At 72.0% G+C, this 22,745-nt stretch carries 18 protein-coding genes; 13 read left to right on the forward strand and 5 right to left on the reverse strand.

Going from position 1 to position 22,745, the window contains the following annotated elements; genetic code table 11:
• Nucleotides 1-598: 598 nt before the first annotated feature.
• Nucleotides 599-2,263 (reverse strand): serine/threonine-protein kinase, encoded by a 1,665-nt coding sequence (locus tag JKJ07_RS37330; RefSeq protein ID WP_202996682.1) that lies wholly within the window; start codon nt 2,261-2,263, stop codon nt 599-601.
• Nucleotides 2,264-2,353: 90 nt separating this feature from the next.
• The gene (locus JKJ07_RS37335; RefSeq protein ID WP_202996683.1) at nt 2,354-3,421 is read right to left on the reverse strand and encodes an FAD-dependent monooxygenase; all 1,068 of its coding nucleotides are present in this window, start codon (nt 3,419-3,421) and stop codon (nt 2,354-2,356) included.
• A gap of 58 nt (nt 3,422-3,479) precedes the next feature.
• Between JKJ07_RS37335 and JKJ07_RS37340 the strand changes: the two genes are divergently transcribed.
• The 5 genes from JKJ07_RS37340 to JKJ07_RS37360 all read left to right on the forward strand — a co-directional run bounded on the left by JKJ07_RS37340 (nt 3,480) and on the right by JKJ07_RS37360 (nt 9,052).
• Complete coding sequence (locus JKJ07_RS37340) at nt 3,480-4,079, forward strand: TetR/AcrR family transcriptional regulator (RefSeq protein WP_202996684.1); 600 nt, start codon at nt 3,480-3,482, stop codon at nt 4,077-4,079.
• Nucleotides 4,080-4,109: 30 nt separating this feature from the next.
• On the forward strand, nt 4,110-5,324 hold the full coding sequence (locus tag JKJ07_RS37345) for an FAD-binding oxidoreductase (protein WP_202996685.1): 1,215 nt from the start codon (nt 4,110-4,112) through the stop codon (nt 5,322-5,324).
• Nucleotides 5,325-5,425: 101 nt separating this feature from the next.
• Complete coding sequence (locus tag JKJ07_RS37350; RefSeq protein WP_307834601.1) at nt 5,426-6,025, forward strand: ArsR/SmtB family transcription factor; 600 nt, start codon at nt 5,426-5,428, stop codon at nt 6,023-6,025.
• The gene (locus JKJ07_RS37355) at nt 6,022-7,260 is read left to right on the forward strand and encodes an MFS transporter (RefSeq protein ID WP_202996686.1); all 1,239 of its coding nucleotides are present in this window, start codon (nt 6,022-6,024) and stop codon (nt 7,258-7,260) included. The genes JKJ07_RS37350 and JKJ07_RS37355 overlap by 4 nt, the downstream gene beginning before the upstream one ends.
• A 61-nt stretch (nt 7,261-7,321) precedes the next feature.
• Nucleotides 7,322-9,052 carry a sugar phosphate isomerase/epimerase and 4-hydroxyphenylpyruvate domain-containing protein gene (locus JKJ07_RS37360; protein ID WP_202996687.1) on the forward strand — a complete coding sequence of 577 codons (1,731 nt, stop codon included), beginning with the start codon at nt 7,322-7,324 and terminating at the stop codon, nt 9,050-9,052.
• Here JKJ07_RS37360 and JKJ07_RS37365 read toward each other — a convergent pair.
• A complete protein-coding gene (locus JKJ07_RS37365; protein WP_202996688.1) occupies nt 9,019-9,942 on the reverse strand; it encodes a CPBP family intramembrane glutamic endopeptidase in 924 nt (307 codons plus the stop codon). The two genes, JKJ07_RS37360 and JKJ07_RS37365, sit on opposite strands and share 34 nt — an antisense overlap.
• A 92-nt stretch (nt 9,943-10,034) precedes the next feature.
• Between JKJ07_RS37365 and JKJ07_RS37370 the strand changes: the two genes are divergently transcribed.
• Genes JKJ07_RS37370 through JKJ07_RS37385 form a run of 4 tightly spaced genes read left to right on the forward strand, consistent with a single transcriptional unit; the run spans nt 10,035 to nt 13,808 of the window.
• On the forward strand, nt 10,035-11,927 hold the full coding sequence (locus JKJ07_RS37370; protein WP_202996689.1) for a histidine kinase: 1,893 nt from the start codon (nt 10,035-10,037) through the stop codon (nt 11,925-11,927).
• Nucleotides 11,927-12,574 (forward strand): response regulator, encoded by a 648-nt coding sequence (locus JKJ07_RS37375; protein ID WP_236030516.1) that lies wholly within the window; start codon nt 11,927-11,929, stop codon nt 12,572-12,574. The genes JKJ07_RS37370 and JKJ07_RS37375 overlap by 1 nt, the downstream gene beginning before the upstream one ends.
• A 30-nt stretch (nt 12,575-12,604) precedes the next feature.
• Nucleotides 12,605-12,868 carry an STAS domain-containing protein gene (locus JKJ07_RS37380; protein ID WP_202996690.1) on the forward strand — a complete coding sequence of 88 codons (264 nt, stop codon included), beginning with the start codon at nt 12,605-12,607 and terminating at the stop codon, nt 12,866-12,868.
• A 22-nt stretch (nt 12,869-12,890) separates the two neighbouring features.
• The gene (locus JKJ07_RS37385) at nt 12,891-13,808 is read left to right on the forward strand and encodes an endonuclease/exonuclease/phosphatase family protein (RefSeq protein WP_202996691.1); all 918 of its coding nucleotides are present in this window, start codon (nt 12,891-12,893) and stop codon (nt 13,806-13,808) included.
• Here the strand turns inward: JKJ07_RS37385 and JKJ07_RS37390 are convergent.
• Complete coding sequence (locus tag JKJ07_RS37390) at nt 13,795-14,763, reverse strand: HEAT repeat domain-containing protein (protein ID WP_202996692.1); 969 nt, start codon at nt 14,761-14,763, stop codon at nt 13,795-13,797. The two genes, JKJ07_RS37385 and JKJ07_RS37390, sit on opposite strands and share 14 nt — an antisense overlap.
• Nucleotides 14,764-14,834: 71 nt before the next feature.
• Between JKJ07_RS37390 and ligA the strand changes: the two genes are divergently transcribed.
• The 4 genes from ligA to JKJ07_RS37410 all read left to right on the forward strand — a co-directional run bounded on the left by ligA (nt 14,835) and on the right by JKJ07_RS37410 (nt 19,722).
• Entirely contained in the window at nt 14,835-16,805 is a 1,971-nt protein-coding gene (gene ligA, locus JKJ07_RS37395; protein WP_202996693.1) for an NAD-dependent DNA ligase LigA, read from the forward strand.
• A 19-nt stretch (nt 16,806-16,824) separates the two neighbouring features.
• Nucleotides 16,825-17,016 (forward strand): hypothetical protein, encoded by a 192-nt coding sequence (locus tag JKJ07_RS37400; protein WP_202996694.1) that lies wholly within the window; start codon nt 16,825-16,827, stop codon nt 17,014-17,016.
• Nucleotides 17,017-17,173: 157 nt separating this feature from the next.
• Nucleotides 17,174-18,175 carry a hypothetical protein gene (locus JKJ07_RS37405; RefSeq protein ID WP_202996695.1) on the forward strand — a complete coding sequence of 334 codons (1,002 nt, stop codon included), beginning with the start codon at nt 17,174-17,176 and terminating at the stop codon, nt 18,173-18,175.
• 143 nt (nt 18,176-18,318) lie between these two features.
• A complete protein-coding gene (locus JKJ07_RS37410; RefSeq protein WP_202996696.1) occupies nt 18,319-19,722 on the forward strand; it encodes a hypothetical protein in 1,404 nt (467 codons plus the stop codon).
• Nucleotides 19,723-19,761: 39 nt separating this feature from the next.
• Here JKJ07_RS37410 and JKJ07_RS37415 read toward each other — a convergent pair whose 3' ends face one another.
• Entirely contained in the window at nt 19,762-22,704 is a 2,943-nt protein-coding gene (locus JKJ07_RS37415; protein WP_202996697.1) for a TIM-barrel domain-containing protein, read from the reverse strand.
• Nucleotides 22,705-22,745 lie beyond the last annotated feature (41 nt).

Consider the following 22,745-nt stretch of genomic DNA (forward strand, 5'->3'; position numbering starts at 1 on the left):
GGAGGGATCTGACGCAGCCTCGGATCCGAGGCTGGCGTATGCCCGACCGGATTCGGCGAAGACTGATCCACCGTCGGGTCCAAGGCGGACGGACGCCCGGCCGCGCTCGGCGGAACGCGGCGCACCGCCGGATCCGAGACTGGCGGCTGTCCGAACGGACTCGGCGGAGACTGACGCACCATCGGGCTCGAAGCGGACGGGTTGGGTGGGGTCTGGCGCACTGTCGGGTTCGCGGCGGGCGGCGGCGTCGCTGGGTTCGGCCACGGCGAGCGTGAGACGGGCGGCGTCGCTGGATTCGGCCACGGCGAGCGTGAGACGGGCGGCGTCGCTGGATTCGGCCACGGCGGGCGTGAGGCGGGCGGCGTCGTTGGGTTCGGCCACGGCGGGGGTGCGGGTGGCGGAGCGGCCGGGCCTTGCGGCCACATGACGGCGGTTGCCTCGGGGTCGGTGCCGAGGTGCACGGTTGGGGCGGGGCGGTTGATGGTGGCCCACGGGTCGGCCGGGGGCGTGCCCCAGTCGTCGGCGGGTTCCTCCGGGCGGGTCACGAATGGCCGCCCCGGGCCGGGCCGCGCCGCAGTGATGCCGCCACGACATGCTCCTAACCGGGAGTGCAGGTGTTGGTGAGGGCCACCACAGCCGGGGACGGCGAGCGGCCCGTGTTGCCGGCGGCGTCGACCGCCACAACTGTGATCGTCATGCGGGTGGCCGCGCGCGGCATCGGGAGCGGCCCGAGCGTGCCCTGGAAGGCGCCCCGCCCGGCCGAGCTCATGGCGACGGTCGAGGTGCTGCCGCCGAGGGTGTAGGTGAAGCTGGCCTCGAGCCCGCCCCCGTCGTCGGTGACGGTGGCCGTGATCGTGCTCGTGCGGACGCCGTACTGGCATTTCTCGCCCTCCAGCGCCCGCTGGCTGGACCTGACCGCACCGACCACCGGCGCGCTGGTGTCGGCCCGCGGCGACGGTGACGGGCTCGGCGTGGCAACGGTCGTGGGCGGAGGCAGCGGCACGCCCGTGGCAGGGGACGGCGTCGCCGAAGCCAGGGCAGTCGGCGACGAGGTGACTGTCGGCGAGGGCGACTGGGAGAACGAGGGCGACTGGGAGAGCGACGGCGACTGGGAGAGCGACGGCGACTGGGAGAGCGACGGCGACCGGGAGAGCGACGGCGAGGCGGTCACGGACGGGCCGGCCAAAACCGAGTTGGCGCGAGCCTCCACACTGGCCGGAGATTCGGCGGCCGCGTAGCGATAACCCGCCCCGCCGATGAGCAGAGCCGCCACCGCCGCACAGCCGGCCAGCGCCACTCCCCGGCGACCGCGGAGACCGCCCGGACGGCCACGCGGCACGGAACCGCCGACCGTCGTCGACGCGACGCTCGTGGCGCCCCCGCTGCGATCCGGATAGGGCCACAGCAGGGCGAGCAGCGCGGCCCGGCGACCCAGCTCCCGCAGCCCGCGCTCCTCCCAATCCGGCCCGTACGCCGGGGCGGCCACCCGTTCCAGCAGCTCCAGGAAGGCCAGCGCGTGCTGCGGCCGGTCGGCGGGCTGCTTGGCCAGGCCGTGCCGCAGCAGGGCGTGCACCGGCGCCGGGGCCGGGTCGGTCGGGATGGGCGCGTGGGCGTGCTGCTCGTAGAGGACGAAGAGGCTGGGCCCGTCGAACGGCGGCCGGCCCGTCAGGCACTCGAAAAACGTGGCCGTGGCAGCGTAGATGTCGCAGGCGGGTGTGGGCGGGACGCCCGTCCACTGCTCGGGGGCCATGTAACGCGGTGTGCCGGAGACGACGGTGTCGGAACCCTGCCCGACCGGCGCCGCGATGCCGAAGTCGGCCAGCTTGCTCAGGCCCTCCCCGGTGACCAGCACGTTTTCGGGCTTGTAGTCGCGGTGCACCACGCCGTGGGCGTGCGCCGCGCCCAGGCCGGCCAGGGAGCCCTTGAGCACGCACAGCGCCGACTCGGGAGTGGTCGGGCCGTGCTCGCGCAGCATCTGCCGCAGCGACACCCCGTTGACCAGCTCCATCACGATCGCCGCGCCGCGGGCCGACTCGACGTATTCGTAAAGCCGGGAGACGTTCGGGTCGTCGATCTGCCCGAGCAGCTCGGCCTCGCGGCGGAAGGCGGCCCGGAACGAGGCGTCGTCGCCCAGGCCCGGCACGAGATATTTGATCGCCACCGGGGTGCCGGTCTTGTCGTGGGTGGCGAGCACGACGCTGCCCGACGCACCGGCGCCGAGCGGCCGCACCGGCGTGTAGCCGGAGACCTGCCACCCGCTCATTCGAGGCACCCGGCCATTCTGGCCACGCATCGACGACTGAGGATCCGCGCAACGGCTGCTTTCGCCGACCGGACGGGCGACCCCGATCGTTCATGCCGCGGGCTGCAGCAGACGGGCGCCCGCGTTGCGCAGGCCGATGCCCCAGCGCGTGGTGGGCACGAGCAGATGCGAGGTGGCGCCGACGGCATGCTGTTTCGGCTGCACCAATCGGCGATGCCGGGCCTCGTACGACCGGAGCGCGGCCTCGATCGGCAGCCGGCCCAGGGCGTCGGCGAGGGTGAACGCGCCCGCCATGGCCATCGTCGAACCGTCGCCGAACAGCGACACGCACGTGGCCGCGTCACCCAGCAGGGTCACCCGGCCCCGCGTCCACGCCGGCACCCGCACCCGGCTCACCGCGTCGAAATAGAAGTCGGTGGCGGCGCGCAGGCGGTCGAGCAGCTCGGGGGCGCGCCAGCCCATTTCCCCGTACGCCGAGACGACCAGCTCGACCGGGTCGGGCGCCTCGGCCTCGGGGTGGCGGAAGATGAACGCCGCCAGCTCCTGACCGCGCCCGGGATGGACGCTGAGCAGGCGGCCGGGCGCGTTGAGCAGCTGCACCTCGTGGGGCGCGCGGGCCGGCTGCCCCAGCGGCAGGGTGGCCACATAGAGGCCCTGGTGGTCGACGAAATCGCTCTCGGGGCCGAACGCGATGCGCCGCACCGCCGAGTGCAGCCCGTCGGCGCCCACCACCAGATCGAAGCGGCGTGGCGCGGACCGGGCGAACGTCACCTCGACCCCGGCCGCCCCCGGCGTGAGCGCGGTGACGGTGTCGCCCAGGATCAGCTCGGTGCGGTCGCGGGCGGCCTCGAACAGGATCCGCGCCAGATCGGCCCGGGGGATCTCGGTGCCGGAAGGAGCCCGTACGCGGGCCCGGGTTTGACCTTGCTCGTCGATCAGCCGCAGGGACGTGGCCTGGGTGCGGGCGTCGTGGAGGCGGCCCATGACGCCCATCCGCTCGGCGACGGCGACGGCCGGACCCCGCACGTCGACCGGATTGCCGCTGGAGCGCAGGCCGCCGGACAGCTCCACAATGGTCGGTTGCCAGCCCCGCTCGGCCAGCCAGTAGGCCAGGGTGGTGCCCGCGACCCCGGCACCGGAAATCAGCACTGTTCTCATGCCGACAAGGATTACTGCACTCAGTGCGGAAATGCAATGAGTGCGGTATTGTTGGCACGTGTCCCTCCGAGAACGCAAACGCGCCCGCACCCGGCAAGCCCTGGTCGACGCCGCCACCCGCCTGTTCGAGACCCAGGGCTACGAGGGCACGACGATCGCCGACATCGCGGCCGCCGCCGAGATCGGCACCCGCACGTTCTTCAGTTACTTCGCGACGAAGGAGGATCTGCTCTTCCCCGAGGCCGAAGACCGGCTCAGGGCCGCCCTCGACGCGATCGCCGCCCGCGACCCCGGCGACCGACCGGCCGAGGTGCTGCTGATCGCGCTGCGCCACGTCGGCGAGGCCAGCGACGAGATCGTCAGCCCGCTGGCCGCCCTGCGCCTCGAGCTGATCAGCACGGTCCCGTCCGTCCGGGGCCGCGGCCTGCAGATCCAGCAGGACGCGCAGCTCGAGATCGCCCGCCATCTCGCCGCCGCCTTCCCCGACGAGCTCGACGTGGTCGGCGCGGCCGCCCTGACCGGCGCCTTCGTCGGCGCCGTGACGGGCGCGTTGCAGGCCTTGTTCGACCAGCCCGACGGGCGCGGCCCGGCCGAGTTGCGCGCCGCGATGCAGGCCGCCGTCGCGCAGACCCTGGCCCCGTGGATGGACGAGCGATGAGTTTCCCGCCCGCGCTCGGTCCTACGGGGCATGACGACGAGCTTCCGCCCCGGCGACCCGGGCTACGACACCTATCGCAAGGCGCTCAACCCCGCCCTCGACCCCCGCCCGGAGCGCGTCGTGCGCGCCGAGCGGCCGGAAGACGTACGGGCAGCCGTTCTTACCGCCCGCCGCGAGGGCCTGCCGCTGGCGGTGCAGGCGACCGGGCACGGCACGCACTGGGCGCACGACGGCGCGCTGCTGCTCCACACCGGCGCCATGACCTCGGTCCTCATCGACCCCGGCCGTCGAGTCGCCCGAGTCGCACCCGGCGCCCGCTGGCGTGACGTGCTCGCGGCGGCCGCCCCGTTCGGGCTCGCGCCGCTCTCCGGCTCGTCGCCAGACGTCGGCGTCACCGGCTACACGCTGGGTGGCGGCCTCGGCTGGCTGGCCCGCGCGCACGGCCTGGCCGCCGACAGCGTGCTCGGCGCCCGCATCGTCACGGCCGACGGCGAGCTCCGCACGGCCGGCCCCGACCTGCTGTGGGCGCTGCGCGGCGGTGGCGGCTCGTTCGGCGTGGTCACGTCGCTCGAGTTCCGCCTCCACCCGGTGGCCGACGTCTTCGCCGGGGCCGTGACGTTCACCCGCGACCGCGCCGCCGAGACGCTTGCCTGCTATCGCGAGTGGATCGGCCGCATCCCCGACACGCTGAGCACCGCCGTGGTCCTGACCAAAGACAACACCATGACGATCAAGGCCCTGTACGCCGGTGACGCCATCACCGGAGCCCGCCTGCTGGAGCCGCTGTGGCGCACGGCCGGCCCCGCGCTGACCGACACGATGACAACCCAGCCGTACGCGCGGGCCGCGATGGGCGGCACCTTCGCGCGCACGTTCGACCAGTTCCCCGGCCTCGGCGACGACCTGATCGCGGCCCTCGTGAGCGAGCCCGGCTGCACGGTCGAGATCCGCCACTGGGGCGGCCGCATCGCCCGCGACTCGGGGGCCGCCGCCCACCGCGACGCCCCGCTGTCGATCATCCTCGACCGGGTGCCGACACCGGCCACGCGCGCGGCCCTGGCCCGCACCGGCCGGGGCACCAGCCTCCTCAACTTCCTGAGCGACCCCACCCGTACGGCGACCGCCTTCACCGCCGACAACTGGACGCGCCTGCGCGAGATCAAGGCCGTCTACGACCCGGACAACTTCTTCCACGCCGGCCTGAACATCCCGCCCGCTCCCACCACCCTGGCGCTCGCCTCCTGAACCGCCGCGGCCCTGGCCCGGCCGGCTCGAGAGCCCCATCGCCTTCCCCGGCGAGACGTGAGAGTATTCTCTCGAAACATTCCTCTCAGGTTGGCGGAGCTGTGGCGAATCGTTATGGCGACATCGAGCTCGACGCGCACGGGATGCGGGCCCTGGCCCACCCCACCAGGCTCGCAATTCTTACCCGGCTGCAGCAGGAGGGCCCGCAGACCGCGACCGGGCTCTCGCAGCACGTCGAGGCAAGCCCATCGGTGACGAGCTGGCATCTCCGGCATCTCGCGAAGTACGGGCTGGTCCGCGATGCCGAGGCACTCGGCAACGGTCGCGAGCGGTGGTGGCAGGCAGCCTCGCGGGGCTTCCGCGTCGTCGTCGATGACGAGGCCGGGCGCCAGGCCGCCCGCGCCCTGCGCGACACCCTCGACGAGGCCGAGGGCGACCAGGTCGGCACCTGGCGCCGCGAGGTCGAACCGCACCTGGAGCTCGAGTGGCTGGCCCTGTCCGGGCTGTCGAACACCACGTTCCTCGCGACGCGCGAGGAACTCGAGCAGGTCGAGGATGCGATAGAGGAGCTGCTCGCGCCGTACGTGTTACGCAAGGACGCACCAGCCGACGAAATACCCGACGGAGCCCGCCTGGTCCGGATCCGGCGCCACGTCCTGCCCGCGGCGGCCGAGCAGGACGGCGAGAACGGCCCGGCATGACCCAGCTGTACCGTGACCGCCACTTCGCGACGTACTGGATCGGACAAGCCGCCTCGGAATTCGGCGACCGGGTCTCCGAACTGGCGTTACCGCTGATCGCCATCACCGTCGTCGGCGCCTCCAGCATCGAGGTCGGCGTTCTTACTGCTGCCGTCTGGGCACCCCAGTTGCTGTCGCTGTTCATCGGCGCCTGGGTCGACCAGCAGCCGCGAAAGCGCAGGCTGCTCATAGTCAGCGACCTGCTGCAGGCACTGGCCGTCGCGACCCTGCCGCTCGTCTGGTGGCTCGGCTCGCTGACCCTGGTCCAGCTCGTGGCGGTCGCACTCGTGGCGGGCATCGGCCGGACGCTCTCCCATGCGGCATACGCACCCTTCTTCGCCTCCCTGGTCGCACGCGACCGGTACGTCCAGGCGAACTCGCTGCTCAGCGCCACCCGGTCGGGCTCGTTCGTCGCCGGCCCGGCTCTCGGTGGCGCGTTGATCCAGACGCTCGGCGCGCCGGTGGCGATGATCGTGGACGCGGCATCGTTCGCCTTCTCCGCGCACATGACCGGCCGCGTCCGGGTGACCGAGCGACCACCCGCCGATCACTCCGGCACCCTGGTACGCCGGGCAGCCCATGGCTTCCGCTATCTCTGGCGCCACCCCTACATGGCAGCGTCCCTGCGATGCTGCACGACGCTCAACTTCTTCAGCTTCGTGGCGATGGCACTGGTCCTCCTCTACGCCAGCCGCACCCTCGGCCTCTCCGCCGGCGCGATCGGGCTGGCCTTCGGCGCGGGCGCGGTGGCCGGCCTGGCCGGGGCGGTCCTGGCCGGGCGGATCGCCCGCTGGATCGGCGCCGGCTGCACCATTGCGGTCGGGGCGGTGCTGTTCAGCGCGCCGTACGCTTTGCTCCCGCTGGCCTCCGGCCCCGGCTGGGCGAAGGTCGCGGTGCTGGCTTTGGTCGAGGCGATCAGCGGATTCGGCATCATGCTGTTCGACATCAACCTCAACGCCCTGCAGACAGCCGTCGTGCACGACGACTTGCGAAGCCGCGTCTCCGGCGCGTTCGCCACGGTCAACTACGGCATCCGCCCGCTCGGTGCCCTCGTCGGCGGCGTGCTGGGCAGCGTCGCCGGCATCGGGCCGACGCTGGTGATGGCCGCGGTGGGGGGAACGCTGTCGATCGGGTGGCTGGTCAAGTCGCCGATCCTCGGCACACGAGCGATCGAGGATCTGAGACCGGTCGATTGACGCTCACCCACCCGCACCCTACGGTGAACGTACCGGTTCGTACATTAGGAGGACGACGGGCATGACACGCACGAGCATCGCCACCGTCTGTCTCTCCGGAACCCTCGAGGACCGCCTGGAGGCGGCCGCCGCCGCGGGCTTCGACGCCGTCGAAATCTTCGAGAACGATCTGATCGCCTCGTCCGATTCCCCCGAGGACATCCGCCGCCGGGTCGCCGATCTGGGTCTCACCATCGACCTCTATCAGCCGTTCCGCGACGCCGAAGCCGCTCCCCCGCCCCGCTTCGCCGCCGTCGAGCGCCGCTTCCGGGCCAAGCTCGACCTGATGGCCCGCCTCGGCACCGACACGATCCTGGTCTGCTCGTCGGTCGCCCCCGACACGGTCGACGACGACGCCCTGGCCGCCGACCAGCTGCGCCACCTGGCCACCCTCGCCGCCGAGCGGGGCATGCGGATCGCGTACGAGGCTCTGGCCTGGGGCCGGCACGTCTCGACCTGGGAACACTCGTGGGAGATCGTGCGCCGCGCCGACCATCCCGCGCTCGGCCTCTGCTTGGACTCGTTCCACGTGCTGGCGCACACGGAGGCGTACGGGGAAATCGCCGCTCTTCCCGGTGACCGCGTCTTCTTCCTGCAGCTGGCCGACGCACCCCGCCTCGACATGGACGTCCTCCAGTGGAGCCGCCACCACCGCCTCTTCCCGCTGCAGGGCCGCCTCGACCTGGCCGGTTTCACCCGCGCCGTCCTCGCCACGGGCTACGCGGGCCCGCTCTCGCTCGAGGTGTTCAACGACGTCTTCCGCCAGGCCGACCCCCACCGTACGGCCGTGGACGCCCGCCGCTCCCTCATCGCGCTGGCCGCCGATCTCACCCCCGCGCCTCACCTCGGCGGCATCGCGTTCGCCGAGCTGGGCGTCGAGCCCGGCACCGGCCCGCAGCTGGAGGCCCACCTGCGGACGCTCGGCTTCGCCCACACCGGCCAGCACCGCTCGAAACCCGTGCAGCTCTGGGAGCAGGGCCGCGCCCGCATCCTGCTCAACGCCGGCGCCCCCACCGCCATCCGCGCGTTCGCCCTCGAAAGCGACGACCCCACCGCCAGCGCCCGCCGAGCGTCCGAGCTCCTGGCCCAGCCCCTCCCCCGCCGGCGCCGCGAGAGCGAGGCCGACCTCACCGCCGTGACCGCCCCCGACGGCACCGAGGTCTTCTTTTGCAAAGGCCCGGCTTGGCGCGGCGACTTCCTGCCGACCGGCGAGAACGCGGCCGGGCGCCTGATCAAAGAGATCGACCATCTCGGCCTGGCCCAGCCGTTCGACCGCTACGACGAGGCCGCCCTCTTCTATCGCAGCGTGCTCGGCATGACCGACGACGAGGCGGGCGAGTTCGCGGCGCCGTTCGGTTTGATGCGCACGCTCGCCATCCGCAACGAGGACCGCAGCGTGCGCCTCTCGCTCAGCGTCCCCCTGCTGCGGCGCGGCGACTGGGCCCCGGCCGTGCCCCACCCGCAGCACATCACCCTGCTGACCAGCGACATCACGGCGATCGAGCACACGGTCCCGATCCCGGCCAACTACTTCGACGACCTCGCCGCCCGGGGCGTCCGGGAGACCACTGCCCTGTACGACGAGGACGGCCACGGCTCGTACCGGCAGCTCTTCACCCCCGTCGTCGGCAGGCGCGTGTTCTTCGAGGTCGTGCAGCGGGTCGGCGGCTACCGGGGTTACGGCTTCGCCAACGACCCGGTCCGCATGGCCGCGCAGCGTCACGAGCGGATGGCGTCGGCCAGCGGCGGCTGAGCGAGCACGACCGGCTCGGGCGTCTTCGGGGCCAGCTGCACCACCACGATCGCGTACGCGGTGAGGACCACGACGTCGACGGCGGCCATCTGCCACGGCATGTCGGCGGCCGTCTCGGTGATGGTCAGCTGCCCGTAGGCGGCCGCCACCCCGGCGCTGACCAGGTTGTTCATGACGTGCAGGGCGATCGCCGCCTCGAGCCCGCCGGTACGCACCGTGAGCCAGCCCGCGACCGCCCCGAACAGGAACAGGTCGGCGAAGCCCCACGGCGTGCCCCAGCCGTGCGCCGCCGCGAACACCAGCGCCTGGAACGCGATCGGCACCCACGGGCCGCGGAACCACACGCCGGTCGCCTGCAGCAGCCAGCCGCGGGTGAAGTACTCCTCGGCGGCGGCCTGCGGCGGCACCACGACCAGCAGCAGGAGCATCGAGAGGGCGAACGGCCCCCACCCGGCGAGCTGGTCGTCGAGGCCGGCGTCGTCCGCCCCGCCGGTCAGCATCGACAGCCCGACGCCACCGGCGATCAGCACCACGATGGCGATCAGGGCGACCGGCAGCAGTTTCAGCAGGAAGCGCCAGCGCAGACGGCCGGTCACCGACGACAGCGTGCCGGCCGGGCGGCGCTGGATCCAGCGGGCCGCGAGCAGGCTCAGCGGCAGCAGCACGGCGATCATCAGGAACGCGATCGCCAGGTCGGCGTGCTCGCCGAAGCTGGGCAGGCCCTCCGGGTTCTCGGGGCGCCCGGCGAGCAGGGCGGCCAGGGTGACGACCAGGTAGCCGGCCACCATCACGAACGCGGCCGCGGCCAGGATGAACAGGGTGCCGAGGACGGGCCGCCACCAGCGGTGGGCGGGGGTCCGGGCGAGGCGGTGATACTGCGTGGCTGACATGCGGAAAGTCTGTCGATTTTCCGGCGCCCGCGAATCGGGCCGCGGACGGACCGCGATCCCTGCCCCAGGGCATAGCTAAGCTGTCGACCATCATGGCCCGCTGGAAGGTTTGGTTGCTGCCCGCGCTCGCCGCGGTGGCTCAGCTCGCCTATTGGCCGGGTCTCGACTTCTCCGTACGGGCGGTGACCGGCATCGCCGTCGTCGCGGCGGTGACGGCCGGTCTCTGCCTGCGCCGGAGCCGCCCGGTGGTGGGCGCGGCGATCGTCACCGGCGGGCTCGCGCTCGGCACCTGGGCCCTGCCCCAGCAGGAGTATTTCGTCCCCGGCGACGCCCTGCTGCTGATCTCGCTGATGGAGTCGGTCGCCCTGTTCAACGTGGCGCTGCGCTGCTCGCGCCGCACCACCGTGCTGGTCGTGCTGGGCATGCTGGCGGTGCAGGTCGTGCTCCTGATCGGCGACGAGCCGCTCGACCTGCTCGTCGCCCCGGCCCTGTACGCGGTGGTCACCGCCCTCGGCCGGGTGCGGCGGCGCTGGCACGAGGACCGTTCCGCCGCGGCCCACCGGCTGGCCGAGGCCGAGGCGGCCCGGCGCGACGCGGCCGCCGCCGAACAGCGCCGCCTGGCCCGTGAGCTGCACGACGTCACCGCGCATCACCTCACGTCGATCGTCGTCAACGCGACCGCGGCCCAGTTCGTCGGCAAACCCGAGCTGGCGGCCGAGGCCCTGGCCTTCGCGGCCCGCACCGGGCGCGAGACGCTGGTCGCCCTGCACCAGCTCGTCTCGGTGCTGCCGGCCCCGCCCGAGACGACGACGCTGGCCGACCTGGCCGACGACTTCCGGCAGCTGGGCCAGGTGGTGCGGCTGTCCGAGACCGGTTCGCCGCCGCCCGCGCAGGCCGAGGCGCTGCACGGCATCGCGCGGGAGGCGCTCACCAACACCCTGCGTTATGCGCCGGGGGCGACGGTCGCGCTTTCCCAGACGTACGACGAGACCGGCGCGACGCTGGTGGTGGCCGACGACGGCCCCGGGGTCGCCTCGGCCGCGGCGAAGGGGCTGGGCGGCGGGCGCGGGCTGAGCGGCATGCGGGATCGCGCGGCCGCGTTCGGCGGGACGGTCATGGCCGGCCCCCGCGAGCCGGGCGGCTGGGAGGTGCGGGCGAGCCTGCCGGCCGGGGCGGCGCCCGCGCGGCTGCGCGTCTGGTTGCGATCCCAGGTCGTCCTGGACGCGGGTTTGCTGCTGCTGGCCCTGGTGCTGCCGCTGACCGGGGTGGCGCTGATGGTCGAGGAGGACGGGGTCGCGCCCACGGCCGCCACTCTGACCCTGCTCGCGGTGGTGGCGCACGCGGCGCCGCTGCTGTGGCGCCGGCAGCGGCCGTGGACGGCCCTGATCGCGGTGGCGCTGACCGGCTGGCTGGCCCCGCTGCTGGTGGCGACGTCGGTGCTGCCGCCCGCCGAGGCGTGGATCTTCCTGTTCAGCACCGGGGCGGACCTCGCGGCCGTCTACGCCGTGGCCGCGTACGGGAAGAAACCGGCGTTGACGTGGATCGGGCTGGTCGGCGCCCTGTTCTCGGCCGCGCTCGTGCTGGCCGGCCTGCTGGTCACCGCCGACGACATGGGCGTCGACAAGGTGGCGTTGTTCCTGTTCACGGCGGTGTTCGGCTGGTTCGGCCTGGCGCTGCCGTACGCCGCGAGCTGGATCGCCGGGTACGCCACCCGGCGGCGGCGCGAACGACGGCTGGCCGGCGAGGAGAGCGCGGTGGCGGTCGTGTCGGCCGAGGCCCAGCTGCGGGCCCGCGACGAACGGGCCCGGGTCGCGGCCGGCCTGCACGCGACGGTGCTGACCGCCGCGGCCCGGGTCCCGCGGGCGGCCGAGCAGAATGACCTCGACGGCGTGATCGAGGCGGCCCGGGAATCCCTGGCGGCGATGCGCGGGCTGCTCGACGGCCTGCGCCCGGCTCAGGAGGTGTCATCATCACCATCCGCGTGATGGTCGTCGACGACCAGGCGATGGTCCGCGCCGGCGTGTGCGCGATCGTCGGCTCGCAGGCCGACCTGACGGTGGTGGCCGAGGCCGCCGACGGCGCGACCGCCCTGACCATGGCGGCCGAGGCCCGGCTCGACGTGGTGCTGATGGACGTGCGGATGCCCGGCATGGACGGCCTGACCGCCACCGCGCAGCTCACGGCGGCCGACCCGGCCCCGCGGGTGATCGTCCTGACCACGTTCCACCAGGACGCGTACGTCTATCAGGCCCTGAAGGCGGGCGCGTCCGGCTTCCTGCTCAAGGACTCCGATCCGGCCACGCTGGTCGCGGCGATCCGCACGGTGGCCGCGGGCGAGGCCATGCTCAGCCCGGCGGTGACGAAACGCCTGATCGACGCGTTCGCGACCGGCGTCGTGTCGTCGGCCAACCAGGACGACCCGCGGCTGGCCCGGCTGACCCCGCGCGAACGGGAGGTCCTGACCGAGCTGGCCAAGGGCCTGTCGAACGCGGAGGTGGGCGCGGCCCTGGGCATCGGCGCGGGCACGGTCAAGGCCCACGTCAACGCGCTGCTGCCCAAGCTCGGCGCCCGCGACCGGGTGCAGGCCACGATCGTCGCGTACGACTTGGGCCTGGCCCGGCCCCGCGTGTAACGGCAGGACGGTCTCGCGCGCTCTTCATACATGACGACACTCCATGTGCGAGGTGAGGTCGACCTGACGAACCGGGAAGCCTTCGAGGCGGCGATCGCGACCAGGGTCGACACCGGCCACGACCTCGCCATCGACCTGAGCAAACTGACCTTCATCGACGCCGGCGGCCTGCGCGCCCTGGCCCGGGCGGCCGTCCGGCTCGAGGGCCAGGGCCGGCTGCTGCGGCTCGACCGGCCGTCCCGGCACCTGCGCCGGCTGCTGCTCCTGGTCGGGTTGGCCCACCTCACCCGGTGACAGGCCGAACTATCATGGCGCCATGGCGATTGGCGGCGCGGCCTGGCGATCGCTGGCCTCGGTGTCATTGGTCGTCGTGAGCACCCTCTCCATCGCCGTCGCGCCGGTCGACGGCAAGGGCTCGGCGATGGACCGGGCGGCCGGCCCCGCGGCGGCCGGCGAGCTGCACGTCATGACATACAACCTGCGCTACGGCGGCTTCGCCACGCCCAACTCGTGGACCGAGCGGCGGCCGGTGATGCGCACGCTGCTGACGACCGAGCGGCCCGACCTCATCGGCACGCAGGAGGGGCTGGTCAGCCAGCTCGCCGACATCCGCACCGACCTGGGCGGCGGCTACGACTACATCGGCACGGGCCGGCTCGGGGGCCAGGCCGGCGAGTTCATGGCGATCTTCTACCGCCGGGACAGGCTGACCCCGCAGACGTCGGGCAACTTCTGGCTCTCCGACACCCCGCAGGTGCCCGCCTCCGAGACGTGGGGCGGCTGGTCGGTCCGCATGGTCACCTGGGTGCGGTTCCTCGACCGTACGACGGGAAAGCTCTTCTACGCCGTCAACACCCACCTCGACAACGCGAGCGAATATGCCCGGCAGCGATCCGCGCGGCTGATCCGCGAGCGGCTGCAAGCGCTGAAGCCGCCGCTGCCGATCGTGCTGACCGGCGACTTCAACAGCCCGGCCGAGCCCGGCAGCTTCGTGTACGACCAGCTGGTCGCCCAGGCCGGCTTTCAGGACACCTGGCTGACGGCGGCCGCGCACGGACCGTCGTACGGCACCTTCCACGGCTATCAGCCGCTGGTGCGCGACGGCCGCCGGATCGACTGGGTGCTCGTCACGCCCGGGGTCACCGCCACGGCCGCGCTGACCAACGCCTATCACCGCAACGAGCAGTTCCCCAGCGACCACCTGCCCGTCCAGGTCCGCCTCAGACTCCCCTGAGCCGGGCCGCGTCCCGCACTCGCTCATCCTCCATCGGGTCGTCCTTCAGCTCGGCCAGCCGCTCCACCACCCGCGGTTCGAGGGGCGCGTGTTCGGCGGCGAGCTCGCGCACGTCGGCCTCGCAGTCCCACAGGCCCTCGACCAGGCGGGGGCGGACGCGCTCGGGGTCGAGAATCCGCTCGGCTCGCAGGTAAGAGGCACGCTCGTACGAGTGGGGGCTGAACCACAGTTCGCGCAGGCGCGGCAGCACTTCCCGGGCGCCCAGCCGGGCCAGGCCGGTGGCGATCTCGTCGTAGCCGCACAGGTCTTCCGGACGGCTGTCGAGCCAGTCCCAGGCCTCGATCAGCGCCGGCACGTCGGTCTCGTCGCCGTGCTCGGCCAGCACCCGTTGGGCGCGCCACCGCATCGGGTGCCCCGGGGTCGCGGCCCAGTCACGGGCGGTGGGCAGCGCCGGGTCAGCGGGCCTCTCCCGCCGCGGGCGGGGCGCGGGGGCGATCGTTTCGTCGGCCATGCCCCAGAGCGTCCACGGCGCTCCGATCCGTACGACGTCGCCGGACAACCTGCTCTCGGCCACTGTCCGCAGGTCGTCCCAGAGGTCGCGGGGCCAGTCGTAAGCGATCTGCTCCAGCACACCGACCCAGCGGGGCCCGTCCGCCACGTACTTCCGCAGCGCCTCGATCGCCTCGGGATCACCGCCGCGGCCCAGCGCGACGAGCACGTCCAGGGCGTTGTCGTCGTCATCGGGACGCGCACGGAACAGCTCGACCACGGAGCGCACCGGGACCCGCGCCTTGCGGACCAGGCGCGCGAGATAGACGGCGCGGTCGTCGACGTCGCGGTCCCATCGGTAGTCGACGGCGAGGCACTGCAGGACCTGTTCGCCGGTCGCCTCGAAGGTGCCCCGGCCGAGGCCGCGTTGCAGGGCGCCCAGTGTCGTTCTCGGGTCGTCGTACATCGCAGGCCAACGTAGCCGTCTTCCGCTGCGGGCTCCACGGAATTGTCGTACCCAGGCCGTAGGTTGTCGGCATGACGTTGGACGAAGCCGGCTTCGCCGCCGCTGTCACGCAGGCCCAGGCCGCCGCCAAGTCGTATTACGACACCGGCGACGTGCTGATGACCGACGCCGATTACGACGCCCTGCTCGACAGCATCGCCGAGGCGAAGCAGGCCCACCCCGAGTGGGACGACCGCGGCATCACCACCCAGGTCGCGGCCGGGGTCTCGGGCGGCGGCGACGTGCGGCATCCGGTGCCGATGATGTCGCTCGAAAAGATCAACGGCGACGACGGCGTACGGGCTTTCGTGGCGAGCCTCGGCGGTGAGCCCTGCCTCGTCGAGGTAAAGCTGGACGGGCTCGCCATCCGGGTGGAATACGAGTCGGGCCGGCTCGCCCTGGCCGCGCTGCGCGGCGACGGCAGCACAGGTGAGAACGTCACCGCCCAGGTGCTGCGCGGGGTCGCCGGCCTGCCCGCCCGGCTCGCCACCGCGTGGACGGGTGAGGTCCGCGGCGAGGTCTACATGACCGTTGCCGACTTCGAGGCGGCCGGGGCCAACCGGGTCGCCGCCGGCGGCAAGCCGTTCATCAACTCGCGCGGCGCCGTCGCAGGTTCGATCCGCACGGTCGACCGGGCGTACGAGGCGCCCATGACGTTCGCGGCCTACGACATCTCCGGCAGCTTCGACTCGCACCGCGAGCGCATGGCCCGGGCGGTCGAGCTCGGCTTCCCCACGGCCGGGCGGCTGGCCACCGGCGAGGTCCAGGTCTGCGACGACGCCGAGGCCGCGCTGGCCGCCGTCGCGCGGGTCGGCGAGCTGCGCCGCGATCTCGACTTCCCGATCGACGGCGCGGTCCTCACGGCCGACCTCGAGTCGACCCGGCGCCGGCTCGGCTCGGGCAGCCGCACCCCGCACTGGGCGGCCGCGTTCAAATATCCGGCCGACACCGGCTCGACGGTGCTGCGCGACATCGAGGTCCGCGTCGGGCGCACCGGGCGCATCTCGCTGCGGGCCGTGCTCGACCCGGTCTTCGTCGACGGCACGACGATCACCTACGCGACGCTGCACAACCCCAAGTTCGTCGAGGATCAGGGCCTGGCGATCGGCCAGACCGTCGCCGTGTGGCGGGCCGGCGACGTCATCCCCCGGGTCACCGCCCCGATCGGCGAGCAGCCGCACGGCCTCACCCCGTGGACGCCGCCCGAGACCTGCCCGCAGTGCGGCGAGCCGTGGGACAAATCCAGCCTGCTCTGGCGCTGCCACACCGCGTCGTGCAGCGCCGTCAACGCCCTGGAATATTGGTGCAGCCGCGAGGCGCTCGACGTCGAGGGTGCGGGCGAGGCGCTCTGCGTGGTGCTGGTCAACACCGGCCTGGCCACCGACGTGGCCGACCTCTATTCGCTGACCGAGGAGCAGCTGGCCGAGCTGCCGGTCGGCAACACCAAGGCGGGCGGCGTGGTGCTGCTCGGCAAGCTCAACGCGGCCAAGGTCGTCGCCTCGCTCGAACGCAGCAAGAGCCAGCCGTTCAACCGCGTCATCACCGGCCTCGGCATCCGGATGACCGGCCGCAGCGTGGGCCGCTGGCTGGCCGCCCGCTTCAAGACGATGGAGGCGTTGCGCGCCGCCACGGTCGAGGAGATCGCCGAGATCGACAAGATGGGCCTGATCAAGGCACAACACGTGGTCGACGGCCTGGCCGCGATGTCCGACGTGATCGACCGCCTTGCCGCCGCCGGGGTCACGATGAGCGTCCCCGAGACCGAGGGCGAGAAGCCGTTCGAGGGCCGCACGTATGTGGTCAGCGGCAGCGTCCCCGGCTACACCCGCACCACCGTCAGCGAGCGCATCGAAGAGCTGGGCGGCCGAGCCAGCGGCAGCGTCTCGGCCACCACCACGGCCCTGATCACCTCCGAGACCACCACGGCCAAGGCCACGAAGGCGGCCAAGCTCGGCATCCCCATCATCGACCCGGCCGAATTCGCCGAGATGCTCGCCGACTGACGGGCCCCGACATGCAACGATGACCGTCATGGACCAGCACAGCACGGAGTCCGACGAGGCCGGCACCGCCCGCCAGGCCCGCTTCGGCAAGCTGCCCCCACGCATCCGCCCCGAATCCATTGTCGAGTCGGTCGACACCGCCACCCCGCAGGAACGACCGGGCCCGTCCGGCACCGAGGCCCAGCGCCAGACCCTCCTCGCCGGCGGCTGACGACACCTCGACCGACCGGCGGCTTACCGCGCCCGGCTCGGCCGGCCGCTGACGGCGCCTGATCGGCCGGCGGCGGTCAGCGGCGATGGCGGCCAGATGGGCTGCCGATTCTGCCGACTTCGGTGGCCCGGCCGCGGGATCTTGAGATCCTACGATCATGCTGGTCGAGGTGTTGCTGGATGTCGGGATCAACGTGCACTACGGGTTTCTCAGCCTGTGCAGCGCACAGACCGAGGACGACGACGAGACCCTCGTGGACGCCTTCCGGGGGCAGGCGAACGGCCTGGTCGGCGCTGCGGTGCCGGAGATGCTGCGGATTCGCACCGCCACCCACACCGGGCGGGTCGAGGTGCGCATCGAGCTGCACGACGGTGAACCGGAACCCGGCGACGCCGGGGCCGAGGTTGTCGAGGTAACCTTCGCCAGCTGGGTGGACGACCTCACCCTGAGCGCGTTCGAGGAGTTCGACGGCCCGGTCTCCCTCCCACCTGGCAGCTATCAGGTTCGCTACTCCGGCGTGAGCGAAACCGCGGGCCCCGAACAATGTCTGCTCCAGTTCTGGCCGGCCGCCGCGACCGACCGCATCGTGCGGCAGACCGCGCCGTACGCGGTGGCATGGCACCGCGAAGGCCGCACCGCGTCGTGGACCGCCGCCGAGTTGTCCGCCCGGATCGAGGAGCTGCGCCGGAACCGCGAGGCGGCCGACGACGAGCCGGAGCACCTGCCGGTCGGCTGGCCCCACCACCACCTGATCCGCAGCCTGGGCTGGGACGGCCAGGAGGTCGGCGCGATCGACCCCGCTTTCGCCGTGCACCTGACGACGGCGGCACCGGAGACCCTCCGCACGATTGCCTGCTGGGCCGCCGAGCAGGCGATCATCATGGCCGGCATCCGCGACCGCCCGGAGGTCGGCAAGGCGCTGGCGGCGGCCCGTCGCGGCGAGGACCTGCAACCAGGTCTGGGCCTCCCGTCGTCGGACGCTCCCGAGGCCGTCCGGCTGGAGGCGATCCGGCTGCTCTACCGGGCGGCGGCGAACCCCGGCATGGACCAGACCTGCTCGATCCTGCTGACCGCGGGTCGTCTCACCGGCGGCGACCCCGGCTGGATCGTGGCGGCCGCCCGCCAGGTCTTCCCTCAGGTGGTGCCGACCGGCCGTTGACCGTCATGCGCCTTCGCTGCGGTCTTGCCTTCTGCGCCGCGCTGGATCATCAACGACCGGCGCGACGCCTTGAAAACTCAGGCTGTCGTTCATGATGGCGGTTTGGCACGCTTGACTTCCCGACGCCGGTGCCGGAGGCAACCATGAGAATGTCCTTCCGGGAACTCGGATCCTCCGAGAACCTGTCGCAACGCGAGCAGCCGCACAAAGAAACCCCCGTGGCGCCGGAACCGCCGAGGCGGCGCCCACCGGACTTCGGCTACCCGAGCCTACGTGCCCACGTCGACGGCAGGCCGTGGACTGACGACGCCGACGAGACGGTCCCGCTTACCCCGTTCGATTCGCGGGCAGCGGACGATCTCGATGGCCGGATCATCCCTCCTGCGACCGTCAGCCGGGGATCATTATTCGGCACCTACGAACTCCTCGACTCAGGGTTCGAGCCCACGGCGGCTGCCGCTGTCGAGACGCCCACAAGAAATATTCTTGGCAAGCTTGCGGACCGGCACGAACCGAGGACGGACGACCCTCCCGATCATGCGATTGTTTCGTCGGACCCTTCCACCGACACACTGCTGAGCAACGAGGCACACGATGCCGACTCTCCTCAAGGGGTCGTCGAACAACTCGAGCGGGACCACGGGGACTCGGGCGTCGCGGATCGGCCTGTCGTCGACGCAGAAAGCTCCGAAAGCGGCGACCCGCCGACGACGGCGCCGGTAGAAGTCGTACCGGAAGGGAAAGACCTTCCGGCGGAGACCGCGATCGAATCGGGGGGCGAGCTGCCGGATGCCGGCAGTCCGGAGGCTCCGCCGCAGCCGGCAGACCGGGAGGCGACCCTCCCGCCGGCAGAGCGGGAGGCTGTGCTCACCGACGTGCCGGCGGAGGTCCGTGATCTCGTCACGCTCCGGGAGGAGCACCGGCGCGAGGACCAGCCGTCGACGATCGTGCCCCTCGACTGGCTGGCCGGCCACCTGGTGGACGTGGGAGCCACCGGCCTGGAGAGTGCCCTGTGGAAGATCGGGGAGGAGACGGCAGAACATTTTCAGGAGTCCGGCCCCCAGGTGGTTCGGGGTTTGTATCTGGCCAAGCAGCTGGTGACGGTGTTCTCCGGACTGCGTTCCGGCGACGGGTTCTACCTCAAGTTCTCCGTTCCCGACCTCGACCTGCCGGCGGGCTTGCAGGTGGTCTTCCGCCTTCGCCTCGGCTACGTCGGTCACCACCCGGAGGGGTTCGGGTTCCGCGCCGAGATCCAGGTGTTCGAGCCGTGGTTCCCTGATGTGGATGTCAAACGCGATCTGCCCGACACTGCTCGAAGGATGGCGTCCGGCATTCCCCCGGTGCACACGCCCGCGCAGCGGACGGACGATCCGTGGCGCGTGTGGCTGGGGCTGCTCGGGGACGACCTCATCCATCATCTCGCGTCGACCCTCGCGGCGGCCACCCACATGTCGTCGCACGAGGTGCTGACCCGCCTGAACTTCGAGCGTGCCGTCGGTCGGGGCAAAGTGCGGGTGATCCCGGACGACGACCGGAAGGCAGCGTAGCCGCGGCCGAGAGGACCGCAGATCGGTGCGATGACGTCGTCAGGGGGCCGGGGTTATCGACAGGCTGTCCAGGTTGCCGCCGCTCGCGCCGGTGGCTGTGGCGCGGATGCGGACGGCGGTGCCGGCGGGCAGGGAGACGGTGGCCGAGGCGGTGCGCCACGTCTTCCAGTCGCCGGTGGGCAGGAAGGCGACCGTGGTCACCGCGGTGCCGTTGACCGTGATCTTCAGCGGGCGGTTGGCCGTGCCGCCGTTGGTGTAGCGGAAGCCCAGCACGTACGAGCCGGTGGTGGTGACGGGAACTGTCCACTCGACGTAGTCGCCCGACGGGTTGGCGTAGTCGACGTAGCCGCTGCCGGTGTAGCCCGCGTGCTGGGAGCCGAGGGTCGGGCCGCTGCGGGCGGCGTCTTCGGCCTCGTGGACCGTTGTCGGTGACACGGCGGGAAAAGCGGCGCCGCTGGGCTCTACCGTCACCGCGAGGCCGCCGCCGGTGACGAGCGGGGTTACCGGGGTTACGACCGTGAGGATTTTGCGGGTGGCGTTCCAGACCTGGCCGCTGCCGTGCAGGAGGGCGGCCGACTCGCTGGTGAAGGCGGGCAGGGCGGCGACCCCGGAGACGCGCATGCCGACCGCGGCGGGGAGGCCGTGGAAGCGTACGAGGAAACGCCTTTGACTGGGCGCGCCGCGGTAAGTGCCGGCCGGGTGGGCAATGGTGACGCGCAGGGCGGCGTCGGTGAACGTAAGCGCCGTCGTGCTGGCCGCGCCCGTACGGTAGTCCTCGGTGACGCCGTCGTCCTCGTACAGGCTGAACTGGCCGTCCCGACCGGTGTAGACGTCCATTTCGAGGTGCGTCTTGTCGAGGAACTTGGTGCTCTGCGCGTATTTGTATTTGGGCAGGATGCTGCCGGCGCGGACGTACATGATGATCTCGCCGGTGCTGGTGACGTAGCTCTTCTCGACCGTGTCCGAGCCGACATTTTTCGCGTCGGACCAGAAGTTGTACCAGGTGTCGCCGGCGGGCAGCCAGACGTTCTGGGTGGCGCCGCCCGTGTCAGTCGTCACCGGCATCACGATGATCGACGGGCCCCACATGTATTGCAGGTCGTGGCTGTACGCCATCGCGCGGTCCTGATAGTCGATCACCATGGCGCGGGCCATCGGCATCCCGGTCGCCGACGCCTGGCGCGCGACCGTGTAGACGTACGGCATCAGGGTGTATCGGACTTTGCTGTATTTGAGGAAGTCGGCCTGCTCGGTGCCGCCCTGGTCGATCGGCCAGCGCGACCCGGCCGGCCCCTGCACGTCGGTGTTGCCGTTGGAGTGCGGCCGCCACACCGGTGACACGCTCGACCAGGCGGCCACCCAGTTGCGATACATGCCGCTGGAGAGCACCGCGCCGAAGAAGCCGCCGCCGTCGATGTTGGCGAACGGGAAGCCGCCGATCCCCGCGTTCTGCATGCCCCGGATCTGTTCCCTCATTTCCCCGTACGTCGATTCGATGTCCCCGGTCCACAGATGTCCGTAGCGTTGCTGCCCGGCCGTGGCGCCGCGCGTGAAGATCCACGGTCGTTCGGTGCGGCCGCGGTCCCAGCCCTCCTGCCCGGCCGCCTTCTGGCAGTACAGGAAGAACGCGTTGCGCAGCTCCGACCAGCGCTGCCCGTTGGCCGCGAGGGCGCCGTACGGGATCGGGCCCATCTCGTCCGGCTCGTCGATCCACAGCGCGTCGCCCGGGAAGCCCAGCGCCGGGTTGAGGGCCTTGGTCCAGAACACGTTCCACAGCCAGGCTCGCGTGGCGGGGTTGCTCCAGTCCGGCACGGCGTCGCTGTCGCTGACCCCGGTGACGTCGGCCGGGTTGAAGGCGTACGAGGGTGACCAGCCGGCCATTTCGTTGGAGTTGTTGCGGTTGTAGTCGAGCGTCGTGAGCACGCCCTGCTCGTCGGCCCAGCGCTTGAAGGCGGCCGGGTCGGGCCAGCGCTGCGGGCTGAACTCGAACCACGAGCCGCCCCAGGCACCGGTGCCGGCCCGCCAGCGGTTGTCGTTGACCGCCACGTCGAACGGGAACCCGGCGTCGCGCAGCGCCGTGATCCGGGTCGTCCACCAATTCTGGTCGCTCGTGCTGGGATGGTTCTTGTCGGAGAGTTGCAGCCCGAAGACGCCGAGCCGCGGGAAGCGGGGGCGGCCGGTCAGCTGGGTGTAGCGGTCGAGCAGCTGGGCGAACGTGGGCCCGCCGATCACGAAGTAGTCGAGCTGCGGCGTCGCGCCGGGTGCGCCGTGGCCGTCGGCGAAGAACTCGTACGTACCGGCGTTGCCGAAGTTGAATGTGGTGTCGAACGTCGTGTTGAAGAAGATCGCGTAGCCCCGCGACGACAGGTAGAGCGGCACGATTGCCGGCGCCTGGTCGACGTGGTTGGACTGCAGCCCGTAGTTGTGCGACACGATGTCGCCGGTGCGGTCGACCTTCGGGGCCCGGCCGTAGAGCCCGTGCCCGGCCTTGACGAAGCGTTCTCCCGCCGCGGCGGCCGTGAAAGTCTGCCGGACGATGCTCCCGCTCCAGCTCAGGCTGTGCGTGGCGTCCTCGCCGGCGAGCCGGGCCCCGTCGCCGCCGAAGAACTCCAGCCGCAGCGGATCCTTGCGCAGGATCACCCGTACGGCGGTCGTGGCGATCGCCAGCTGGTCACCGGTGTCATTCACCGACAGCGACCCGCCCAGCCCGGCGTGACTGGCGGGGTCGACCATCTCGTAGCGCCCGTCGGCAAAGAACTGCTCACCACTGCGGATCGCACGAACCCTGACAATCCCGTTCCCGTACGCGGTGAGCCTGAGCTGCTGCCCGGAGGCGCTGGTCACCGTGACGCTGCGCTGGTCGCTGGTGTGGCTGCGATAGCTCGTGAGCGTCTCGTCGGCGTCGAGCCCGGCCGGGCCCGGGACGGCCCGCAGAGCCACGGTCGCGCCCGCCATCTTGAGAAGGTCCCGCCGAGACGTCATGCGTTTATATCTATGTCCGTCAATGCCCAACGTCAACGGCC

The sequence above is a fragment of the Paractinoplanes lichenicola genome, from assembly GCF_016785085.1.
GTDB classification, from domain to species: domain Bacteria; phylum Actinomycetota; class Actinomycetes; order Mycobacteriales; family Micromonosporaceae; genus Actinoplanes; species Actinoplanes lichenicola.